Annotated in this window: 15 protein-coding genes; 7 read left to right on the top strand and 8 right to left on the bottom strand. The window is 55.6% G+C overall.

Going from position 1 to position 18,720, the window contains the following annotated elements; genetic code table 11:
* Positions 1 to 465 precede the first annotated feature (465 nt).
* From H9S92_RS22780 to H9S92_RS04430, 4 genes are all read left to right on the top strand, one after another.
* Entirely contained in the window at positions 466 to 714 is a 249-nt protein-coding gene (locus tag H9S92_RS22780; protein ID WP_406612067.1) for a PIN domain-containing protein, read from the top strand.
* A gap of 86 nt (positions 715 to 800) precedes the next feature.
* Positions 801 to 1,676, top strand: a complete 876-nt coding sequence (locus tag H9S92_RS04440; protein WP_187465510.1) for an NADAR family protein — start codon at positions 801 to 803, stop codon at positions 1,674 to 1,676.
* A 212-nt stretch (positions 1,677 to 1,888) separates the two neighbouring features.
* The gene (locus H9S92_RS04435; protein ID WP_187465509.1) at positions 1,889 to 2,530 is read left to right on the top strand and encodes a GIY-YIG nuclease family protein; all 642 of its coding nucleotides are present in this window, start codon (positions 1,889 to 1,891) and stop codon (positions 2,528 to 2,530) included.
* Complete coding sequence (locus H9S92_RS04430; RefSeq protein WP_187465508.1) at positions 2,527 to 2,958, top strand: UPF0158 family protein; 432 nt, start codon at positions 2,527 to 2,529, stop codon at positions 2,956 to 2,958. The genes H9S92_RS04435 and H9S92_RS04430 overlap by 4 nt, the downstream gene beginning before the upstream one ends.
* Before the next feature lie 163 nt (positions 2,959 to 3,121).
* Here H9S92_RS04430 and H9S92_RS04425 read toward each other — a convergent pair whose 3' ends face one another.
* From H9S92_RS04425 to H9S92_RS04400, 6 genes are all read right to left on the bottom strand, one after another.
* Complete coding sequence (locus H9S92_RS04425; RefSeq protein ID WP_187465507.1) at positions 3,122 to 5,029, bottom strand: DUF3857 domain-containing transglutaminase family protein; 1,908 nt, start codon at positions 5,027 to 5,029, stop codon at positions 3,122 to 3,124.
* 14 nt (positions 5,030 to 5,043) lie between these two features.
* Positions 5,044 to 7,011, bottom strand: a complete 1,968-nt coding sequence (locus tag H9S92_RS04420; RefSeq protein ID WP_187465506.1) for a DUF3857 and transglutaminase domain-containing protein — start codon at positions 7,009 to 7,011, stop codon at positions 5,044 to 5,046.
* 278 nt (positions 7,012 to 7,289) lie between these two features.
* Positions 7,290 to 8,387, bottom strand: coding sequence for a ligand-binding sensor domain-containing protein (locus H9S92_RS04415; RefSeq protein ID WP_187465514.1), 1,098 nt, complete (start codon positions 8,385 to 8,387; stop codon positions 7,290 to 7,292).
* A gap of 70 nt (positions 8,388 to 8,457) precedes the next feature.
* Positions 8,458 to 9,255: a hypothetical protein gene (locus H9S92_RS04410; protein ID WP_187465505.1), complete on the bottom strand. Its 798-nt coding sequence runs from the start codon at positions 9,253 to 9,255 to the stop codon at positions 8,458 to 8,460.
* Between the two features lie 345 nt (positions 9,256 to 9,600).
* A complete protein-coding gene (locus tag H9S92_RS04405) occupies positions 9,601 to 10,401 on the bottom strand; it encodes a hypothetical protein (protein WP_187465504.1) in 801 nt (266 codons plus the stop codon).
* Between the two features lie 165 nt (positions 10,402 to 10,566).
* Positions 10,567 to 11,874, bottom strand: a complete 1,308-nt coding sequence (locus H9S92_RS04400; protein WP_187465503.1) for a dicarboxylate/amino acid:cation symporter — start codon at positions 11,872 to 11,874, stop codon at positions 10,567 to 10,569.
* Between the two features lie 238 nt (positions 11,875 to 12,112).
* Here H9S92_RS04400 and thyA point away from each other — a divergent pair, with 238 nt between their 5' ends.
* From thyA to H9S92_RS04385, 3 genes are all read left to right on the top strand, one after another.
* Positions 12,113 to 13,018 (top strand): thymidylate synthase, encoded by a 906-nt coding sequence (thyA, locus tag H9S92_RS04395; protein WP_187465502.1) that lies wholly within the window; start codon positions 12,113 to 12,115, stop codon positions 13,016 to 13,018.
* Positions 13,019 to 13,109: 91 nt separating this feature from the next.
* The gene (locus H9S92_RS04390; protein WP_187465501.1) at positions 13,110 to 14,165 is read left to right on the top strand and encodes a Fic family protein; all 1,056 of its coding nucleotides are present in this window, start codon (positions 13,110 to 13,112) and stop codon (positions 14,163 to 14,165) included.
* 41 nt (positions 14,166 to 14,206) lie between these two features.
* Positions 14,207 to 14,686 (top strand): YkgJ family cysteine cluster protein, encoded by a 480-nt coding sequence (locus H9S92_RS04385; RefSeq protein ID WP_187465500.1) that lies wholly within the window; start codon positions 14,207 to 14,209, stop codon positions 14,684 to 14,686.
* A gap of 353 nt (positions 14,687 to 15,039) precedes the next feature.
* Here the strand turns inward: H9S92_RS04385 and H9S92_RS04380 are convergent, their stop codons facing one another.
* Both H9S92_RS04380 and H9S92_RS04375 read right to left on the bottom strand, forming a co-directional pair.
* On the bottom strand, positions 15,040 to 16,152 hold the full coding sequence (locus tag H9S92_RS04380) for an Mrp/NBP35 family ATP-binding protein (RefSeq protein WP_187465499.1): 1,113 nt from the start codon (positions 16,150 to 16,152) through the stop codon (positions 15,040 to 15,042).
* A 23-nt stretch (positions 16,153 to 16,175) separates the two neighbouring features.
* On the bottom strand, positions 16,176 to 18,707 hold the full coding sequence (locus H9S92_RS04375) for a TonB-dependent receptor family protein (RefSeq protein WP_246463650.1): 2,532 nt from the start codon (positions 18,705 to 18,707) through the stop codon (positions 16,176 to 16,178).
* Between the last annotated feature and the right edge of the window lie 13 nt (positions 18,708 to 18,720).

Raw genomic sequence — 18,720 nt, 5'->3', positions numbered from 1 at the left:
TACGGCCTCAGGAGCCGGGGACGCTGCGCGCCCTGCGGGCTGTAAAGCTTCGCTTTACTATTATCTAACCTAGACACAGGTTATTGAACACTCCCTTCCATTGACAAAGCATTCACAAAACTCATTTTCAAGATGACCTCTGAAGCCAGCCATCTTTTCATCTGTAATTTGTAACCTTATAAAACCAGATCCATGACAGTAGTTATCAAGCATTCCACCGACAAAGCCAGCATGGATAGACTCCTTGAAACCTTACCTAAGTTGAACAGGTTTGATGCAGCCAAGTTCTGTGGTGTACTGGCCTTGCGTGTATCGCCTCTGTCTATCCAAAAGGTGATGAGAGATGAGTGGAAGTAGTTTACTGATAGATACGAATATAGCCTTGTATCTTCTAAATGGAGACACAACAGTGTCGGCACTTTTAAACGGCGCGATATTCACGTATCTTTTATCACAGAGTTAGAATTGCTAGGCTATCAGGAACTTAAAGAGGAAAATCGTGCTATAATCAGAGAGTTTTTAGATAACTGCATTATAGTAGACCTCAATCAGGCGATAAAGCTTATTACTATAGATCTGAAACAAAAATACAGATTAAAGCTCCCCGACGCTATTATTGCCGCTACTTCAATTTATATGAATCTCCCCTTGATATCTGCAGACAAAGATTTCGAACGTATTCAAGATATTCAGTTCGTTCGCTACGAAATTTGAAAAGCTAGTTGCTACCAATGCTTTAAAAACCGTTTATTAGCCCTTGACGCGGGTCGCCTGAAAACACCCTACCAAATACCCCAAAAATGGAACTGAAATATTACCAATACCGGCTCGGCACCGCGCAAAGGCTGCCTAGCGAGCGACACCCCAATCGCTACGCCATTGCCTTAGACGCGCCCGGAGCTGACGCGAGCCCCTTCGTAGAGCAGATTTTGCGTTGCATTACGTCGGACCAGCTTTCGCCGATCATCCGAAAACACATTTACCGGGGCTTACAACTTGGGGATGCGGATTCCAGCAGATGGGTTGCTGTAGCAGAGTTACCTCTGAGGAAGTTCGAGGCACAAAATGATGGTTCTCGGTCGCAGGCTTTGGACTTGTCTGCTGAAGAAGCAGCTAAATATCCCCCCAATTTTTTGACGGAATCCTATTCCTATTTTTGGCGGAGCGTACACCCCTTTTCGCAGTGGCATAAGTGCAACTTTACGGCTGATGGGCAAGCCTTCAACTGCGCGGAACAATACATGATGTACGGCAAAGCCACCTTGTTTTCCGACGCGGAGGTTGCCGAGAAAATCCTACGTTCGACCAACCCCCGCGAGCAAAAACAACTGGGCAGGGAAGTGAAGGGGTTTGACCCCCAGGTTTGGACCCAGGAAGCTCCCGCCATCGTCTACCAAGCCAATAAGGAAAAATTCCAGCAAAACCCCGAACTACTGCAGCATCTTCTGGACACCCGTGGCAAAACCATCGTCGAGGCAAGTCCTGACGACAACATCTGGGGCATCGGTCTGGCGGAAGAGCACCCCGGGGCAAAGTCGCTGACCACCTGGGAAGGAACCAATTGGCTAGGCATCGTACTTACGGAACTCCGGGAAGAATTGCTGGGAAATGACTCAGAACACGGATATTTAGGGCAGGCCGAGCTGCCTGCGCAAACCATCCATCCGCAGCCATAAATCATGCAGTTCCTGGAGTTTGAAAGCGGCCCCTTCATGGGTGGGTTACATCCGCTCTTGCGCGAAGGCACCATTTTCCTCCCTGCGCCACTTGCCCAATTTCTCCGTCCGTTGTAGCTTTGAATGGCCAGCAGCCATGGACTGAGGATTGGGCTACGCAAGGGAACAAACAGGTGCCAACGGATTAACTGCGAAAACAGAGCAACTCAAATATGGACCCAAAAATCGAATCCTACTTAACTGGTTTAGCGCTGAAGCTGATTGACGGAAAGTGGAAAATATTCGAATTTTCGGAAGATTGGGTAAGGTCATTTGACACTGCCGCAGGGGTATACGCAATACGCGAGGAAGGAACCATTTGCTACATTAGCGAAACGAAAAATGTCCGGAAAAGCATGGAAAACCTGCTGGATACGCGTCACCACTCCCTAAGACGCACCATCGGCGCTGTCTTATTTTCGGATAAGGAAGGCTACCAAATGGCAAGTCCAAGTAAAAAGTTCCCGCCAGAGTTCGAGAAGAAATTGAACATGCGCTTTGAAGACAACTTCGAAGTGGCCGCCATCGCCGTTGCCATCGGGAGAAAGGAACTCGAAGAACATTTGATAGCGCAATACCAGCCAAAGTACAATTTTCGCGAAAAAAGAAAGTCGGAAAAGTCGGAAAAAGCTTACTCCGTAGAAGAAATCAGACAGAGCCACGGGAACGCTTACCAACCCTGGACCACCGAAGCTGATGAGCAACTGGCGCAACTCGCCAACGAAGGAAAATCGATCAACGAACTCGCCCTCCTGTTCGGAAGAAACCGAGGCTCCATTACCTCCCGTCTCAAAAAAATCGAAGCGCGAAAATGAAAAAACCAACGCCAAAAGACATCGAAACAATCGCCGAATACCTCGATACGGGGATGCGCGCCTTCTACAACAAGGTCATCGGGGAAACCATTTTCTTACCCGCCGACGATGAGGATATTGAAGATTTTGGCCTCGAAGAAGAATACGCCGACTCCCTGAAAAAGCTGAAAGACGAGGAGGATGATTTCGTCCAGATCCACAAATGGACTTCCAGCGAAGCCTTCAAGTGCAGGGAGGCGTTCGCCGATCAACTAACGGGAAATCCGCAGCTGCAAACCAAACTCTTCAATGCCCTGAACAATAGAAAACCCTTCAGCGGCTTCCGCTACGTCATTGATCAGGAAGACAAGTACCGGCAGCAGTGGTTCGACTACGAAGCAAACTGCATCTACAACTACGTAGCGCGGGAATTGCGGCATTTGGAGTAAGGTTCAATAATTCCTGATTCCGTAGCCTGGATTTTGCGGAGCTTGCGGGGCTAGTGTCCCTCCCCAGCTTCTCCCCCTTTGGGGGTTGGGGGGATGTCCTAACTCCCCCCTTCGGGGGGCCGGGGGGGAGCACCTGCGGCCGCGCCCAAAAAAACCTTCCTTGTTACGTCCGCTTCTTGCGCAGCACCACCTGCCGGCGATCGGCCTTGGCGACGTCCACAAAAAACTGGCGGAAGGCCTCGTAGTCCGTGGCGGGAAGCTGCACGGGCAGCAGCTTCAGGGTGCGGATCCATACCAGCTGCCCCGGTTCCGTTTTCACCTCCGAGCGGTACTCGCCCGCAGCGTGTTCGTAGGTGATGACGGGGTCCCCGAGGCTTTCCACCTCCAGCTCGCTGGGCACCTTCAGGTAGACCGAATCGACGTAAAAACGCGCCTCATTGCGCACGATGGGAAATTGGCGGGCACTCAGTTTATCCGGCACCTCATCGTAGTTGAAGTACTTGTTGAGGGGTACGAAGGATCGTTCACCGAGCGTGCGGGCGTATCCGGTGAGTCGGGTGGTGTAGTCCAGGCGCGCCACGGGCTCGTCTGGGTCGCATTCCAGGCGGTAGCCGCTGCCGGTTACGTCGGGCAAATCCGCCCAGTCCTGTAATATTTCCAACTGCTTGGTGGGGTTTTGCTCATGGTGCAGCAGCTCCCGGAAGTCTTCGTGCGGCACCCCGTAGTAAGCCGCCCGCATCCGGAATTCAGCATCGCCGTTGGGGGCCAGTTCCAGCGCAACGGAGCGCACGTGACCATTTTCGGCGGGCACCAATGCCGGCGTCCGCTGTAGGGAACCTCCTTCCGGAGTGACCCAGAGTACGTTGCGGTCCTGCTTGCCATCCCCCAGGTAGCCCGGCGGCGAAGTACTGCTGGTACACTCCAGGTACATGTCTTCGGAAGGGACGTACAAGATCATGTGGTTGAACGCCGAGGTGGTAAAGTCTTCCTCTACCGGGTAGAATTGCCGGTCATTCCAATCGATCAAAACGGGGTAAGAAGGGATGCCCACTTCACTGAGCATCGCGCCGAGGTAGTTGCTCAGTGCCTTGCAGTCGCCGTAGCGGTTTTCCTCCACGTACTCGGCCGAAAAAGGCTGCCAGCCACCGATGCCCAGCTGTACCCCCACGTAGCGGGTGCGCCCCTGCAGCAGGCGGTAGAGCGCAGCAATCTTTTCGCGGTCCGTCGTCAGGTCCGCCGTAGTTTCCGCCACCAGGCGCTTAAGGTCGGCCGGCAAGGCATTGCGGCCCGCCAGCAACTGGTTCATGAAAGCCCCAAAGTCTTGCCAGCTGTTGAGACTGCCCTGGTACTTCCCCACGTTGAAGCGCTCCAGGCCCGTGTGCAGGTAAGGCATCGTTTGCGTTATCGGAGGCGCCAGCGCTTCGGGCTTGCGCGCCGGCAGGTTTTCCACCCGCCAGCTGTAACTCATTTTACCACTCTCATCCGTCACCGTAGGCGCGGGCAACTCGTTGGAACGGTACAGCAGCTTATTGTTCTTGGGGACCACGGCCACGAAACTGGCCGCCTCCACCGATTGCCCGTAATACATCGGCAACCAGCGGGGAAATTCAACGATGCCGAAATTGCTCAGCTTTTTCTCGTATTCAAATTCGATGGTGTAGGGGTAAGTCGGGTGCGAAAGGGTCGTCACCTGCACGCGGCTATCGGTGTAAAACTGCCCGCCACTGATGGCCATATAATCTTCGATTTCGCTTTTTTTCGCCGTGCGGACTTTAGCCCCCAAAGCATCGTAAAGCGTCGCGGCAAAACGGGTGATTTTGGAGTCGTTGTCGTAGTACACCACCAGTTGGTTCTCGTCGTCGTGGTCGCGGTTCAGCAGGGTGACGACCTTGCGGACGTAAACCGTGGCCTGGTTGTCGGAGAGCACCTCGTAGCGCATATCGTAGGAACGCACCACCGAACCCGCATTTTCGCGCAAGGAGGATGGGACAGTGAGTGCGGAGATAGCCAGGTCCTGGGCCGACCCGCCAAAGCAGAGCAAGCAGAAAAAAACAGATGCGAAACCTTTCATGATGGGGTGCATGATTACGTACGTTTGAGCACCAGCGTAGACTGCTGCAGGTCGATGATGCGCCGGAACATATCCCGGACCGTAGGGTATTCGGCGGCGGCGTAAACCGTACGTTTCACATTGACGGTGAAGTTGAGGGAAATGGTTTGCTCGTCCTTTTTTTCCACGGCAAACGTTGCCACCAGGCTTCCGTCTTCGGAAATCAGCCGGATGGATTCGGGCAGTTCCTCGATGGCGTAGCCCTCCGGAAGTTTGATGTTGGTGATGTAGCGCCGTTGCCAGGGGTAACTGAAGTCCACGGGGTACAGGCGCTCCTCTACGTCGGCCATCCCTTTATCCAGCATCGGGCAGAGAATGGGCTGCACGTACAGATAATCGTCGAGGGGCTGCCCCATCGGCACCTTGAGTTGGTAATCGACGCTCAACGGCCCGCTCAGGGTTTCTTCCTCCTTAACTTTATAACTCACCAATTCTGCTTCGGGAAAAGCACCGAGGATATCGTCTACCAACGGCATTTCCAGGTCTTCTTTCTTTTCTTTGATCTTGGTCCGGCCATCGAAAGCAAAATAGCTGTTCAGGCGGGATTGAATGCTGACCTCGGCCAGGCCATCTTCGGCCAGTACTACTTCCGCAATAACGGCCTGGCTCGCGGACGGTACGTCCACATCCATCCAGTGCGGGTTCTCCGGGTCGGCAACGAAAGCGCGGTGGTTGAGGGCGACCACACGGGGAAGCCCGGGCGGCCGGCTGACGTCATTGGGATCCAGCAACACCTCTTTTCCGTCCAGTTGAACCACTACCATCAGGTGCCGGAACTGGGTCATCAAGGGGTAAAGCTCCAAGGGGCTGCCCGTGTCGCGCAAGGGCACCAGCACCGGCTGGGCGTTGAAGCCCGCCTCCCGCAGGAGCGCCAGCAAAAGCATGGCCTTTTCCCCGCTGCTGCCCTTGGCGGCGTCAAACACCTGGTTGGGCGTGTGCTCCGAAGTCCAGCTGAAGTAACCGTCCCACTCAATGCGTCCCGCTACGTAGTTGTAAAGGAATTCCACTTTTTCCGCGTCCGTGGCCTGTTGGTTAACCTGCGCTTGCAGTTCCTTCCAGGCTTTGCCGTAGTTGCCCCGGTTGCGGTAGGCCAGGCCAAAGGAAGGCCAGGTATGGATGTCCTTGGTCGTTTCTCCCCACGTACTGAAGACGTTTACCGTCGCCTGGTTGGGGTAGCGCACGGACTGAAGTTGCAGACGGACCTGCGGGATGTAATCCGTAAAGTTATTAACGTAGGGTTGGTGTTTAAAGGCGGGCAGATCCCGGTAGGCCCACTGGATAGAGGTGTGGGCAATCTGTTCGCTGCCGTAGTGCCGCGTCAAACGGTCCGTTTTGTTGATGTGGAAATTGCCGCCGTTGCCCAGGCTGATGTAGTTGAAATAGGCGGGAATCAACGCCCGGTATTCCGTCCAGCGCACCGGCACCGACTCCTGAAAATAGTAACGCGAAGGCACGGTGATGAACTCGTCCGTCTTCTGGTATTCGTATTCAATGATCGCCCCCGGCGTCAGGCCCGGGAAGGTAAACTTGAAAATGTCCCGCTCATCGTCGTAGCGCTCGCGGATGAAATCGGAATTCCTCAGCTTGATTTTTTCTCCGTTGGGCAGGTGGACCATCGCGCTGGTCTCCATCAGTTTCTCGTGCTGCCGGCTGTAAATGACCTGCACCTCCGCCCGGTCAAAACTGGATTCGCGCAGGAGTTTTACCCGGCGATGGACGCTTTCGCGCAGCCCCGGCCGGCCTTCATACGTATACTCGATGCGCATATCCATCAAATCATAAAGGACGTAAGCATCGGCCGTAGAGTCGCCGGGGGCCACCGTTAATTTCAGATCTTCCTCAGAAACCTGTCCGAATTTTACGTTTCCCGGGTCGTCTTGCGCAATAAGCTGGCTGCCGCAGCACCCCAGTGCTACGATCACAATAAAGAGTAAAGACTTCATAAGAGTGTAGTGAAATATGTTAAATAGAGCAACGACCCTGCGTTCTCAAAATAGGATTATTCAAATGTATAAGACCATTCTGATGGCAAGATAAGACATTTTTTTTGCGCGGCCGCAGGTGCAAGGATATTTTTTTAGCAATGTCCGGACAATTGCCCCAGGTCATTTACTGCGCAGAAAAGTCGGTTAAACACCCGAATCCGTACGCGGCCTTGGGCCCGTAGGCCGTTGCTGCGCTGGGCAACGCTTGCGTTATCGTCCGTTACCTAAGGCCTTGATTAAAGAACGAACGGCACAAAATTTGTCCCGTCAAATTTGTACACCCCCGCCTCGTGGGTCCCCACCCAGAGCTCGCCCTTGCGGTCTTGGTAGAGGCTAAAGAGGCTTAGGTCTTTCGTACCCTTTTTCACCGGATAGTGGGTGACGGACTGTCCATCGTAGCGCCAAACCCCTTCGTCGTAAGTGACCATCCAAAGGTCGCCAGCGGCGTCTTCCACCACGGAGAAAAAGTAGATGTGATCGGCTCCTCGAGCGGTGCTTAAGCCCCTTATTCCGGGGGATCGGCGGTACTCCAGCAGCGCCTTGCCATCCGCGTCGCTTACGCCCGCCGCGATGTCGTAACGGAAACGGTTGTTGCAAAACCAGTACTTACCCTCCGCGTCCTCCAGGATCGAGCGAATGCCAAAGGAGCCCCCCTCGGGCGTATTCGTCAGGTGGTCCTCGTACAGCCAGCCCAACGACTTCCCATCGTAGCGGCCGACGCCGAAGTTGGAGGTCCCAAACCACACCTGTCCTTTACGATCCCGGTAGATGCTGTACACATCGTAGGGGCTCCAGGGTTTGTCGGGGAACTCCGCGAAGTAGGCATCCGCCAGGTGGTGCTTCGGAAATTGCAATTGGTACAGCTTTTCCCCGTCGTAGCGGGAAGGCCCCTGCTCTCCTTCTTTCCCGAGGGTGCTGAACCATAAGTCGTCGGCTTGTAAGGCCCAGTGTTCTTCCGGTCCGTTGGCAATGACGGGTTCCAGCGTTTGGAAGCTTTGTCCGTCAAACTTACTAATGCCCGCCAGCGTGGTGAAAAAGATTTGGCCCTTTTTATCTTCCTGGATACCTCGGATGCCGCCGCTGCCCAACCCGTCCGCCGCAGAAAAATACAGGAGAACTTTCCCGTCGTACCGGTACGCACCGTCGCTGGCGCTGCCAAACCAATAATCGCCATTGCTCGCCTGGAAAATGTACCATATATCCTTGCTCAGCGCTGGCACCGTATCGCCGAGTTCCAGCGCTGGCTGCACCGCGCCTGCTTCGGGAGCGTTCTGCCCACGGCAGGCGAATATCGTGGCGAGTAGTAGTAAAAAGAAAAATTTTGGAGGTTTCATAGGCAAATATTGGCTATTCCCAAAAACGCATTTTTAGAATAGAGAGAAATAAGGCTGCCTTCATATTCGTTCACCCTTTGCAATCCCAAGAATAATATCCTCCTCTTCCATAACCAGCTCCTCTTTGCCCCTTACTGTATTTTAAATGCATCACGTGATTCGACTTGTAGTTTCGCAAAATTTTAATTACATCTGGCTTCAAAGTGCCATTCCTTAAACTTACTTTTTGTCCGAATTCGTTATTAATCCAGAAGGCTTCTTTGACGACTTCCCAGTCATTCAATTCTTTACTTTTATGGATACACCTTTCTAAGTCTCCGAAGGCAAGGTAAACCTTCGAATTCCATTGAAATTCATCATCCATGAGAAATTTAATATTCGCTTGGAGACTTTTTTGAGTGGGCTTACTAATTTTTTCAAAAAAATCTTCGCTGGCAGCCCTTCGCTCTTCGTCTTTGCTTACAACATCTAGAATTCTATCCAAAATTAACGTGCTACCAGAAATTTCTTTAACAGTAGCAGATATTCTATATTTTTTAGAGGGGTAAGCATTGGCAATTAGAGATGATTCGAAAGAAGCAATTGGTAATTCGTCCCCAACGTTTTTCACAGCGGGGTATATCAATACATTTTTCGATCCAGGTTCAGGCCATAACTTGATTACGTCTCCCGCCTTGAGATTATACTCTTTGTAATTATTCACACCAATTGCTTTTACATTTATGCGAATATCGTGACTTCTACTAGATAAAACGGACTGCTTTTTTGGTCCATCATTTTTTAGATGTGGCCCTTTTTCTCTTAGCCTAAATTGCGAAACCCAGACAAAAAGGAAAGCCGCAATTACGATAGCAAATAGTGTATACATAACAAAAAATTGAATTATTCATAACTATAATTTCCACTCCAAAGGACAATACATTTAACCCAATACACAACAACTTATCGCCTATGTTAGAGATGAACGCAGCCGATATCGAATCTAGCCATTTCAGCTTACTCTGAGACAATAATAAACAAAAAGTCACTCAAAAAGCAAAAATTTTCTTTAATACAAAAGCCAGCACAATGAATTATGATTTGCAGAGCTTGACAACTAAATTGCCTACCTGCCACCACTACCATTAAGTCCCGCAATTGGCGTAGGGGCTAAGGTAACAAGCTTACCACTAATTTTCACATAAAGTTAAATACTTAAGCCAAAATCTCCCTTTCACTGCCCCATCATCCACCCGTAAACCTGTCGCAGATACGGCGCCAGCATATCCAGTCTTTCGGCTGGCGGATAGGGCTCGAGCTGCGGGAGGGGTAAGACCGCGCCTTTCCAGTTTTCATTCAGTTCCCATTTCCAATGCTTTCCGGCGGGGAGGTCTTGGTACTCGATGCTGCGTCCTTCGGGGTAAGCGGACAGGTAGAAGTAGGGGGCGCCGATCATATCATCCTCCATGGCCAGGCCGAAGCCAATGCCCAGGTCTTCCTTCACCTTCAGGTAAATGCCGGTATCGAAGTGGTGGGGCCAGATTCGGATCTCCTCCCAAAGCTGGGCGTGGCCGAGCAGCAACAAGGCCGCCTGGTTGGCCAGGGCGCGGTATTCTTCCCAGGTCCGCAGGCCCTCCGGTGCCAACTGCCCGATTTCCTGCCCCGCAAAAGCATACTCGGGGATCGCGTAGTGCATATCGGCCAACAATCCTTCCACCGGCAGTCCCTGGGTGACAAAAACGTCGGCCAATTCCCGCTCCACCTCCACGCGGCGCCTTTGCAGGGTGGCTACGGAACCCACCACTTTTGACCGCTTATCCACAAGCTCAAAAGTCTGGGTGGGGAGGTTGAGGGTGAGCAGGAGCTTTCCCCCGGGCACCTCAATCCAGCGCCCGGTCAGGCGATCGCCCAAGGGATCAAAATACAGGTTGGTGTGGCTGTCGTCGTCCTTGGCCGCCACGTAGGTACGGTTGGCTTTGGCAATGACCTGGCTCAGGTAGTGCAGCTGTTGATCGGTTTCGGTATAGGTCTTCATGCCTTGCTTTTTTGAAAGGCAATCGCTGCCTCCGTTAGCTGGGGAACGTACCCTTGCTACCGCCTGTTCCCTCGCAAAATGTAAGTTACCGACGTATTCGCCTTGCTCCTTGTCCTAACTCCCCCCTTCGGGGGGCCGGGGGGGAGCACCTGCGGCCGCGCCCAACTATTCTGCTGCCACGTAATGATCATCCAACCTCCGCTCTTCGGGGTCGTTGAGTTTGTCGACGGATTTGGCCACAATCATTGCCACGGTGGCATCGCCCGTGACGTTGGCCACGGTACGGCACATGTCCAGGGGCCGGTCTACGGCAAAAATCAGGGCCAGGCCCGCCTCGGGAATGCCCGCCTGGCCGAGTACGATGACGAGCATGACCATCCCCGCACCGGGCACCGCCGCCGAGCCGATACTGGCCGCCAGTGCCGTGGTGATGATGCCCAGCTGGGTCATCAAACTGAGGTCCATACCGTAAGCCTGGGCAATGAACACGGCCGCCACTGCCTGGTAAAGGCTGGTTCCGTCCATATTAATGGTCGCGCCGATGGGCAACACAAAACTGGTCACTTCCTCATCCACGCCCAGGTGCTCCTCTACGCGCTCCATCGTCACGGGCAGCGTCGCGGCGCTCGAACTGGTGGAAAAGGCGAGGAGTTGCGCCGGACTGATCCCGCGGAAAAAGAAGGCGGGGCCGCGGCCAGCAAACACTTTCACCAGCGTGGGGTAAACGATGAAAATCATGATGGCCAGCCCGGCCAGTACGCACAGCGAGTAGTAGAACAGGGCCAGGAATAAATCCGTACTCGGTGCCTCCACCACCAGCGCCGCCAGCAGGGCAAAAACGCCGTAAGGCGCCGCAATCATGATGAGGTCAATGAGTTTGAGGACCACTTCATTGACGCCGTCAAAGAAATCTTTCACGGGCTGGGCCTTCTTAGGGTCGATCAAAATCAGGCCAATGCCGAAGCAAATGACGAAGAAAATGACCTGCAACATATTGCCATTGTTGGAGGCTGCCCCGACGATGTTTTCGGGCACCAGATCCACCAGCGCCTGCAAGGGGCCGGATTCGCGCTGGGCCGAAGCGGCGGTGATGCGGGCACCGGCGTCGGCGGCGTAGTCGTTGAGCAGCGAATCGCGCGTACTGGCGTCGAGGCCCCGGCCCGGCCCGATGAGGTTGACGATAAGTAGCCCGATGACGATGGCCAATACCGTGGTAGCGATGTAGATGACGATCGTCCGCCCCCCCATCTGGGAGAGTTTCGAGATGTCCTTCAGGTCCGTTACCCCCTTGATGAGGCTGGCCACGATGAGCGGAATGGCGATCAGCTTGAGGCTGTTGATGAAGATGGTGCCGAAAGGCTTAATCCAGTCTTTGACAAACTCGGCCCAGCCCATCTGGCTGGCCAAAACGCCAAAAAGGATACCGGCGGCCATGCCGAGAAGGATTTGCCAATGCAGCGCAAGCTTTTTCATGTGTAGCGGTGGTTTGGGCGAAAGATAGTAAAAAAGTAATGTCGTGGCTTTAGCCCAACCAGTAGTGCCAGGCTTAAGCCCGAAGCAGGGTCGGGCTTAAGCCGCGACAGTACCTTGAGGGAGTCGGGCTAAAGCCCGAAAGGGGGTCGGGCTAAAGCCGCGACAATACCGTGCCCGCCAGCAAAAGCCGACAAAAACGGCAAAAAGTGATAATTTGCCGCCAGCCAAGTGCTCCACCATGCAAGCTTACCACAAACTGCTCCAACACATCCTCGACCACGGCACCCTGAAGGAAGACCGGACGGGAACCGGCACCCGCTCAGTGTTTGGCTACCAGTTCCGTTGCGATTTGGCGGCGGGTTTTCCGCTGCTGACGACCAAGAAGGTCCACTGGCCCAGCATTGTCCACGAACTGCTCTGGTTCATCCGCGGCGATACGAACCTGCGCTATCTGGTCCAGAACAACGTCAAGATCTGGAACGAGTGGCCCTTCCGTCACTACTTAGAAGAAAAAGGAATGGCCGAGCGCTTCCCCCAGCACAGCCGGGAGTGGAAGGCGGAACTGGAACGTTTTGTCAATCGCATCAGGGAAGACGCTGAATTTGCCGCGCAGTGGGGCGAACTGGGGCCGGTCTACGGCCGGCAGTGGCGCAATTTCAACGGGGTAGACCAGCTGGCGAAAGTCATTGAAGACCTCCGCAACCAGCCCGATTCGCGGCGGCACATCGTCAGCGCCTGGAACCCTGCCGACCTCCCCGAGATGGTCAAAGCCGGACTGCCGCCCTGCCATACGCTGTTCCAGTTTTACGTTGCGGAGGGCAAACTCAGCTGCCAGCTCTACCAGCGTTCGGGCGACGTCTTTCTGGGCGTTCCCTTCAACATTGCTTCCTACGCCCTGCTGACCCACCTGGTGGCACGGGAATGTGGTTTGGGGGTGGGCGACTTCGTCCACACCCTCGGCGATGCCCACCTTTACAACAACCACGTGGAACAGGCGCGCGAGCAACTCGGCCGGCAGCCCCGTCCCCTACCCCGCCTGGAAATAGCTGCCAGTGCCCCGGATATTTTCCACCTCAGTTTCGAAGACATCCAGTTGCTCGACTACGACCCGCTGCCGGCCATCCGCGCGCCCATCGCCATTTAAGGACTGCGGGGAAAGACCATTTTATGCGTATTTATGTGTACTTTTTTGTCTGAGAGGGGGTTTTATGCGTACTTATGCGTACTTTTATGTCATGCGATCCGTACAAAACCTAGAAATTACCCCGGAGATCCTCAACCTCATTGCCGAGATTGATGAGTTCAAAGGAGCGTGGCGTGCCCTCGGAAATTTAGCCCCGGAGGTGTTGGTCCGGCTCCAGAAAGTAGCCACCATTGAAAGTATTGCATCGAGCACGCGTATCGAGGGAAGTAAGCTATCTGACCGACAGGTGGAACAATTGCTGCTCAACCTGTCTGTCGCCAATTTCAACACCCGCGACGAACAAGAGGTAGCCGGGTACGCCGAATTGATGAATACGATTTTTCAGCATTTCGCAGACATTCCGCTTTCCGAGAACTTCATACAACAAATGCACGGCCTGTTGCTCAAATACAGCGACAAAGACCAGTGGCACCAAGGCCAGTACAAGCAGCACCCCAACCACGTAGTAGCCACTGATGCAGAGGGGCAACAAATTGGCATCGTCTTTGAAACAAGTAGTCCCCGGGAAACGCCCCAGAAAATGAGGGAACTGGTGGAATGGACGCAGCAGGCGCTTTCCGACGGGCATTTTCACCCGCTTTTGGTAGTCGGTATTTTCATCCTCTGCTTTTTGGCCATTCACCCTTTCCAAGACGGGAATGGCCGCCTTTCACGGGCGCTTACCACCTACCTGCTGCTGAAAGTGGGGTACCGCTACGTGCCCTACAGTTCTTTGGAAGCCATCATCGAACAAGAAAAGCAAGCCTATTATTTGTCGCTCAGGCGCACCCAGTCTACCCTGGGCCTCGCGGAGACCGATTGGCATCCGTGGTTGCTGTTTTTTCTTAAATCGCTTAAGCGGCAAAAGGATAATCTGGAAATTAAGGTCAGCCGGGAACACATTCTCCTCACCCAAATGCCAGAACTGGCCCAGCAAATTCTCGAGATTATCCAATCGCGTGGCCGCACCACGATGAGTGAATTAGAAAGGCTGACCAGTGCCAATCGGAATACACTCCGAAAAAACATTGCAACGCTTATCCACAATCAGCAACTCCAGCAGAACGGGGTAGGAAAAGGGACTTGGTATTCTCTAGCCCTGGAGTAAACCACCCGGCCAAAGATCATCGTCCTTCAAATCAACAACCCATGGACATCCCCAAAGCCATCGCCCGCGCCGAGCGGGAACAGGCCGACAATAAGAAGTTCTTCCGCCAGCTGCGCACCCGCCCGCCGCGGGACCTCGACGAGCAGTTCCAAACCCAGCACGACGCCGTTTTCCGGGAAATCGACTGCCTGGACTGCGCCAACTGTTGCAAAACCACCAGCCCCATTTTTCGCGACGTCGACATCGACCGCCTGGCCAAGCACCTCGGCATCCGGCCAGCCGAACTGGTCACGCGCTACCTCCGCCTCGATGAGGAAGGCGACTACGTCCTCCGCACCGCACCTTGCCCTTTTTTGGGGGCCGATAACTACTGCTCCGTCTACACGGCCCGGCCCCGCGCCTGCCGGGAATACCCACACACCGACCGCAAAAACATGCTCCAGATTCTTCCCCTCACCCTGCGCAATACGCTGGTCTGCCCGGCCGTCGGGGAGGTCGTGCGGCGTTTGCGGGAGGGCTAACCGAGGTGAGTTGAGACCTAGGCTGTTCCGTTTGAATATGATTGTACGTTACTCTTTTTGCCCTCTCCCTCGGCTTATTTCTGGGGCCCCTACCCCAGAAAACGCGTCCAACGGAGAGGGATGACCCAAGCACCATTCTTTTTAAGTTACACTAAGCATTTTTGAGGCTCTAAGCTCGTCTCGACATTCTTGAAAGGGGAGCTAAAATTGGTAGTGACAAAAAGTAAGTAAAGGGAACAGCCTAAGTTGAGACCCTTCAATAATCACAACGAAGTGGCCTTCAACGGACTTTAGACGGCAGTACCCTAGTGGGGAATGGTCCACTACAGAACTACAGAACTACCGTACTAAAACTACCGCTTCACCTCCACCACCGGAGTTGCCGCCAGCAACTCATTGCGCAGCGCCGTTTGCCGGGCGACGTTTTTGGCCACTTTCATCCAGGCTTCGCGCGTGATGGCGTCTTCCTTGTTGAGGTAGGCGGGCAGGCCGGCATCGCCGCCTTCGCGGATGGATTGCACCAGCGGGATCTGCCCCAACAACATACTGTTCGATTTTTTGGCCAGCGTCTTGCCCCCGTCTTTGCCAAAGAGGAAGTACTTGTGGTCGGGCAATTCTGCGGGCGTGAACCACGACATATTCTCTACCACCCCCAGGACGGGTACCTGGACATCGGGGAGAAAAAACATATTCATGGCCTTGATTGCGTCGGCCAGGGCCACCTCCTGTGGGGTCGTTACCAGTACTGCGCCGGTAACGGAGACGGTCTGGACGAGGGAGAGCTGCACGTCTCCTGTCCCGGGCGGTAAATCGATGATCAGGTAATCCATTGGCGGCCAGACGCACTCTTCGAGAAACTGCCGGACGATGCCGGAGAGCCGCGGCCCGCGCAGGACCACTGCCTGTTCCGGCTCCACAACAAAACCCGTGCTCATCACGGGCATCCCGTAGGCGAACAGGGGCTTGATCTTGGGCTTGCCGTAGACTTTTTCCACCGTCGGCTTCTGGCCCTGGAGCCCGAGCATCGTAGGAATGGAAGGCCCGTAAACGTCCGCATCCAGCAAGCCCACTACTGCTCCCAGGTCTTGCAGCGCAAGGGCGAGGTTGACGGCAACGGTGCTCTTCCCTACCCCACCCTTCCCACTGGCGACGGCAATGATGTTGCGCACGTGCGGCAAGGGGTTGCTTTTCTGGGGGCCACCGCCCTGACCGGCGCTTGCCGTAGCCCCGGGATTGGCCATGTGGACGTGGACCTCCGCCTGGGGGTAAACCGCCAGGATCGCCTCCTGGCAGGCGAAGTTGAGTTGCTGTTTGTAGTCCGCATCCAACTTCGGCAATTGCAGCGTGAAGGAAACGTTGGGCGGCTCTACTTTCAGGTGCAAGACCATATTGGCCGTGATCAAGTCCTGCCCCGTGTTAGGGTCCTGTACCGTGGCTAAGGCTTTGACGATTTTACTGGTTTCCATGGCACAAAGGTACGGTGGGCGGCTTACAACACCAGCTCAATCCCCAGATACCCACCCCGTGGCGCACTGGGGATGATGCCCGGCCCGGGGTAGCCGGTAGCCCGGCGGGTGAAATACACTTCATCGAGCAAATTGGTCACGCCAGCTTCCAGTTTCAGCTTTTTCCACTGGTAGGAAAGCGACAGATCGAGCACCCCGTAGGCGGGGATGGCCCCGACGATGCCCGACTGGTTGTCTTGCCGGTCCTGGGGCGCATTGCTGGCGTCGGTGAATTGCCGGGAGAGGTAGCTGTACTGCAGCGAGCCCAGCAGGTCGGCGTAGCCAAAACGCAGGCCCGTCTTAAGATTAAGCAGGGGAATAAACTCCACGGCCTTCCCCACCACGCCGGCAATTTCGGAGGCGGTGTACCGCGACCCGGTCAGGCTGGTATTGGCAAAAGCCGTCAGGGTATACGGTCGGCCGGCCCGGCTTTTCCCCGCCAGGGCATTCCACTCCAGCAAAGATTCCAACCCGTAGAGAAAGGCCGCGCCAATGTTTCCCCGCCGACGGATGATCCGTCCCGTTTCCCCGCTCGTGCCGTCGGCCCGCACGACCACTTCGGGGGTCAGCACTTCCCCCAGGCGGTCGTTGTAGCGCAGGGCAAAGACGTTGGCCGTGTAGGCCAGTGCGCCCACTTCGCCCCGCACCCCGGCGTCGGCCGTAAATCCGTCTTCGTCCCGGATATCGGGATCGACCTGAAAGGAGGGATTGACCGTACGGATGTCGTTGAAAGTCACCGAACGGTAGTTCTGGCTGATGTTGCCGAAAAATTCCAGCTGCTCCGTCGGGCGGTAGCTCACGCCGATGCCGAGGAGGAAAAGCTGCCGTTCGAAGACGCGGTCGTCGGGGAAAGTCTCGTCGCGGATGGGGTTGCCGGCCAGGTCAAAGTCGATGCGGCGAAAATCGCCCAGACTGGCAGTGCGGATGTACTCAAAACGGGCTCCGGGCGTGATGCTGAGCCGCTCGTTGAGGTAAAGGATGTGTTCGCCGAAGAAGGCCAGGTTGCGGTTGGGGAAGGCGAAGGCCGACTGGTTGGGGTAGGCCGGGAAATCGGCGGTGGCCAGGCGGAAGTCGGCGTCGGCCCCGTTCGTCCCCGGGCCCTGTACGGCGCTGTTTTCGGCGTGGTAGTATTTGCTGCCGAGCAGGAATACGGCCGCGCGCCCGGCCAGCTGGTAGCGGTGCAGCACGCGGGCCTCCACGCCCCAGTTGTTGAACTCTCCGCTGATGAGGTCGCGCGGGGCCGTGGGGTCATCCACCTGCGAGACGCGGTTGGTGCGGAAACCCACGGCTTGCCGGCCCGCCGCGAGGCCAAAGACGCTGACGGAGGCATTGGTCCGGTCGTTCAGTTTCTGGTCGTAGCGCAGGTTAAAGAGTTGCCAGTCGACGGCAAACCAGTTCCGGCTGCGGTTGCTCTGCCGCGGGTCGGCGTAAAACTGGGCGTCGGTTAGTCCTCCGGCTTGCTGGGCGAGGTAGTCCAGGTAAGTGTACTCCAGGCGCACCCGGGCCTTTTCGCTCAGGGCGTAACCCAGGTGGAGATAGGCATTGCGGCTGTTGAAGCCCGAATTTTCCCGGAAGCCGTCGCCGCGCTTGTAGTTGAAGTAGCCGTAGTAGCCGAGCTTGCCCACCGTGCCGCTCAGGGCGTTGAAACTGGTAAAAAGGCCGAAGCTGCCGACGGTTTGGCGGCTCGTCAGTTCGATTTTTTTGCGGGGGCTGGGGGTGCGGAAGACAAAATTGACCAGGCCGCCAAACTGGGTGCCGTACTGCAGGCTGGCCGCGCCGCGCACGACCTGGATTTCGGCCAGGGCCTCGGCCGGCGGCGTGTAATAGCTCTCGGGGTAGCCCAGTACGTCGGCGCTGATGTCGTAGCCGTTCTGTCGGGTGTTGAAGCTGGCCGAGCGGTTGGGGTCCAGGCCCCGCCCGCCGATGGAAAGCTGGAGGCCCGCGTCGTCGCTTTCGTAGATGTTCAGGCCCGCTACCTGGGCGTAGAGCTGCCGCGCGAGGTTGCTGGCCAGGTTGACGGTGAGGGCTTCCAGGCGCACCACCTCGGTCTTTTTTCCGGCGTAAATGGCCGTCCCCTCCACGGCCCGCAGGCGTTGGAGGGCGAAGCGTTTTTCGCCCTCGGCGCGGATGGTTACGGCGTCGAGATCAAGCTGTAGGGGTTCGAGGGCGAAGCTTACCGCAGTGCGGGTGCCGGGCAGCGCGACGGCCTCCTGGCGGGTGCGGTAGCCGGGGGTGAAGATCGTGAGATTGACCACCGTCGTGCCGGCGGGGAAGGCGAGTTCGGCCGCGCCCTGGCGGTCGGTCAAGACCACTTTACCCGTTTCGGCGGCAAAGATTTCCACGGCCGCCAGGGGGCTTTCGTTGGCCGCGTCCAGGAGCCGGAAGAGCAAAGTTTTTGGCGGAGCAGCGCCACTCGGTTCCGTCGGGGGAGCCACCTGGGCGCGGCCGCAGGTGCAGGCCAGGATCATGAGGAGCAAGGTGAGGCGGCTCCGGCCCATCCACGGGTATCGGAGCAAAGTCCGAAAAGGA

Origin of the sequence: Neolewinella lacunae (genome assembly GCF_014349155.1) — a bacterium.
GTDB classification, from domain to species: Bacteria; Bacteroidota; Bacteroidia; order Chitinophagales; family Saprospiraceae; genus Neolewinella; species Neolewinella lacunae.
This window is presented reverse-complemented; position numbering and strand designations above follow the sequence as displayed.

Coding starts and splice junctions, on each gene's coding strand:
- H9S92_RS04425 (WP_187465507.1), bottom strand. CDS start 5,029: ATGAAAGGTTTCGCATCTGTTTTTTTCTGCTTGCTCTGCTTTGGCGGG.
- thyA (WP_187465502.1), top strand. CDS start 12,113: ATGCAAGCTTACCACAAACTGCTCCAACACATCCTCGACCACGGCACC.
- H9S92_RS04435 (WP_187465509.1), top strand. CDS start 1,889: ATGGACCCAAAAATCGAATCCTACTTAACTGGTTTAGCGCTGAAGCTG.
- H9S92_RS04420 (WP_187465506.1), bottom strand. CDS start 7,011: ATGAAGTCTTTACTCTTTATTGTGATCGTAGCACTGGGGTGCTGCGGC.
- H9S92_RS04440 (WP_187465510.1), top strand. CDS start 801: ATGGAACTGAAATATTACCAATACCGGCTCGGCACCGCGCAAAGGCTG.
- H9S92_RS04380 (WP_187465499.1), bottom strand. CDS start 16,152: ATGGAAACCAGTAAAATCGTCAAAGCCTTAGCCACGGTACAGGACCCT.
- H9S92_RS04415 (WP_187465514.1), bottom strand. CDS start 8,387: ATGAAACCTCCAAAATTTTTCTTTTTACTACTACTCGCCACGATATTC.
- H9S92_RS04410 (WP_187465505.1), bottom strand. CDS start 9,255: ATGTATACACTATTTGCTATCGTAATTGCGGCTTTCCTTTTTGTCTGG.
- H9S92_RS04385 (WP_187465500.1), top strand. CDS start 14,207: ATGGACATCCCCAAAGCCATCGCCCGCGCCGAGCGGGAACAGGCCGAC.
- H9S92_RS04390 (WP_187465501.1), top strand. CDS start 13,110: ATGCGATCCGTACAAAACCTAGAAATTACCCCGGAGATCCTCAACCTC.
- H9S92_RS04405 (WP_187465504.1), bottom strand. CDS start 10,401: ATGAAGACCTATACCGAAACCGATCAACAGCTGCACTACCTGAGCCAG.
- H9S92_RS04400 (WP_187465503.1), bottom strand. CDS start 11,874: ATGAAAAAGCTTGCGCTGCATTGGCAAATCCTTCTCGGCATGGCCGCC.
- H9S92_RS04430 (WP_187465508.1), top strand. CDS start 2,527: ATGAAAAAACCAACGCCAAAAGACATCGAAACAATCGCCGAATACCTC.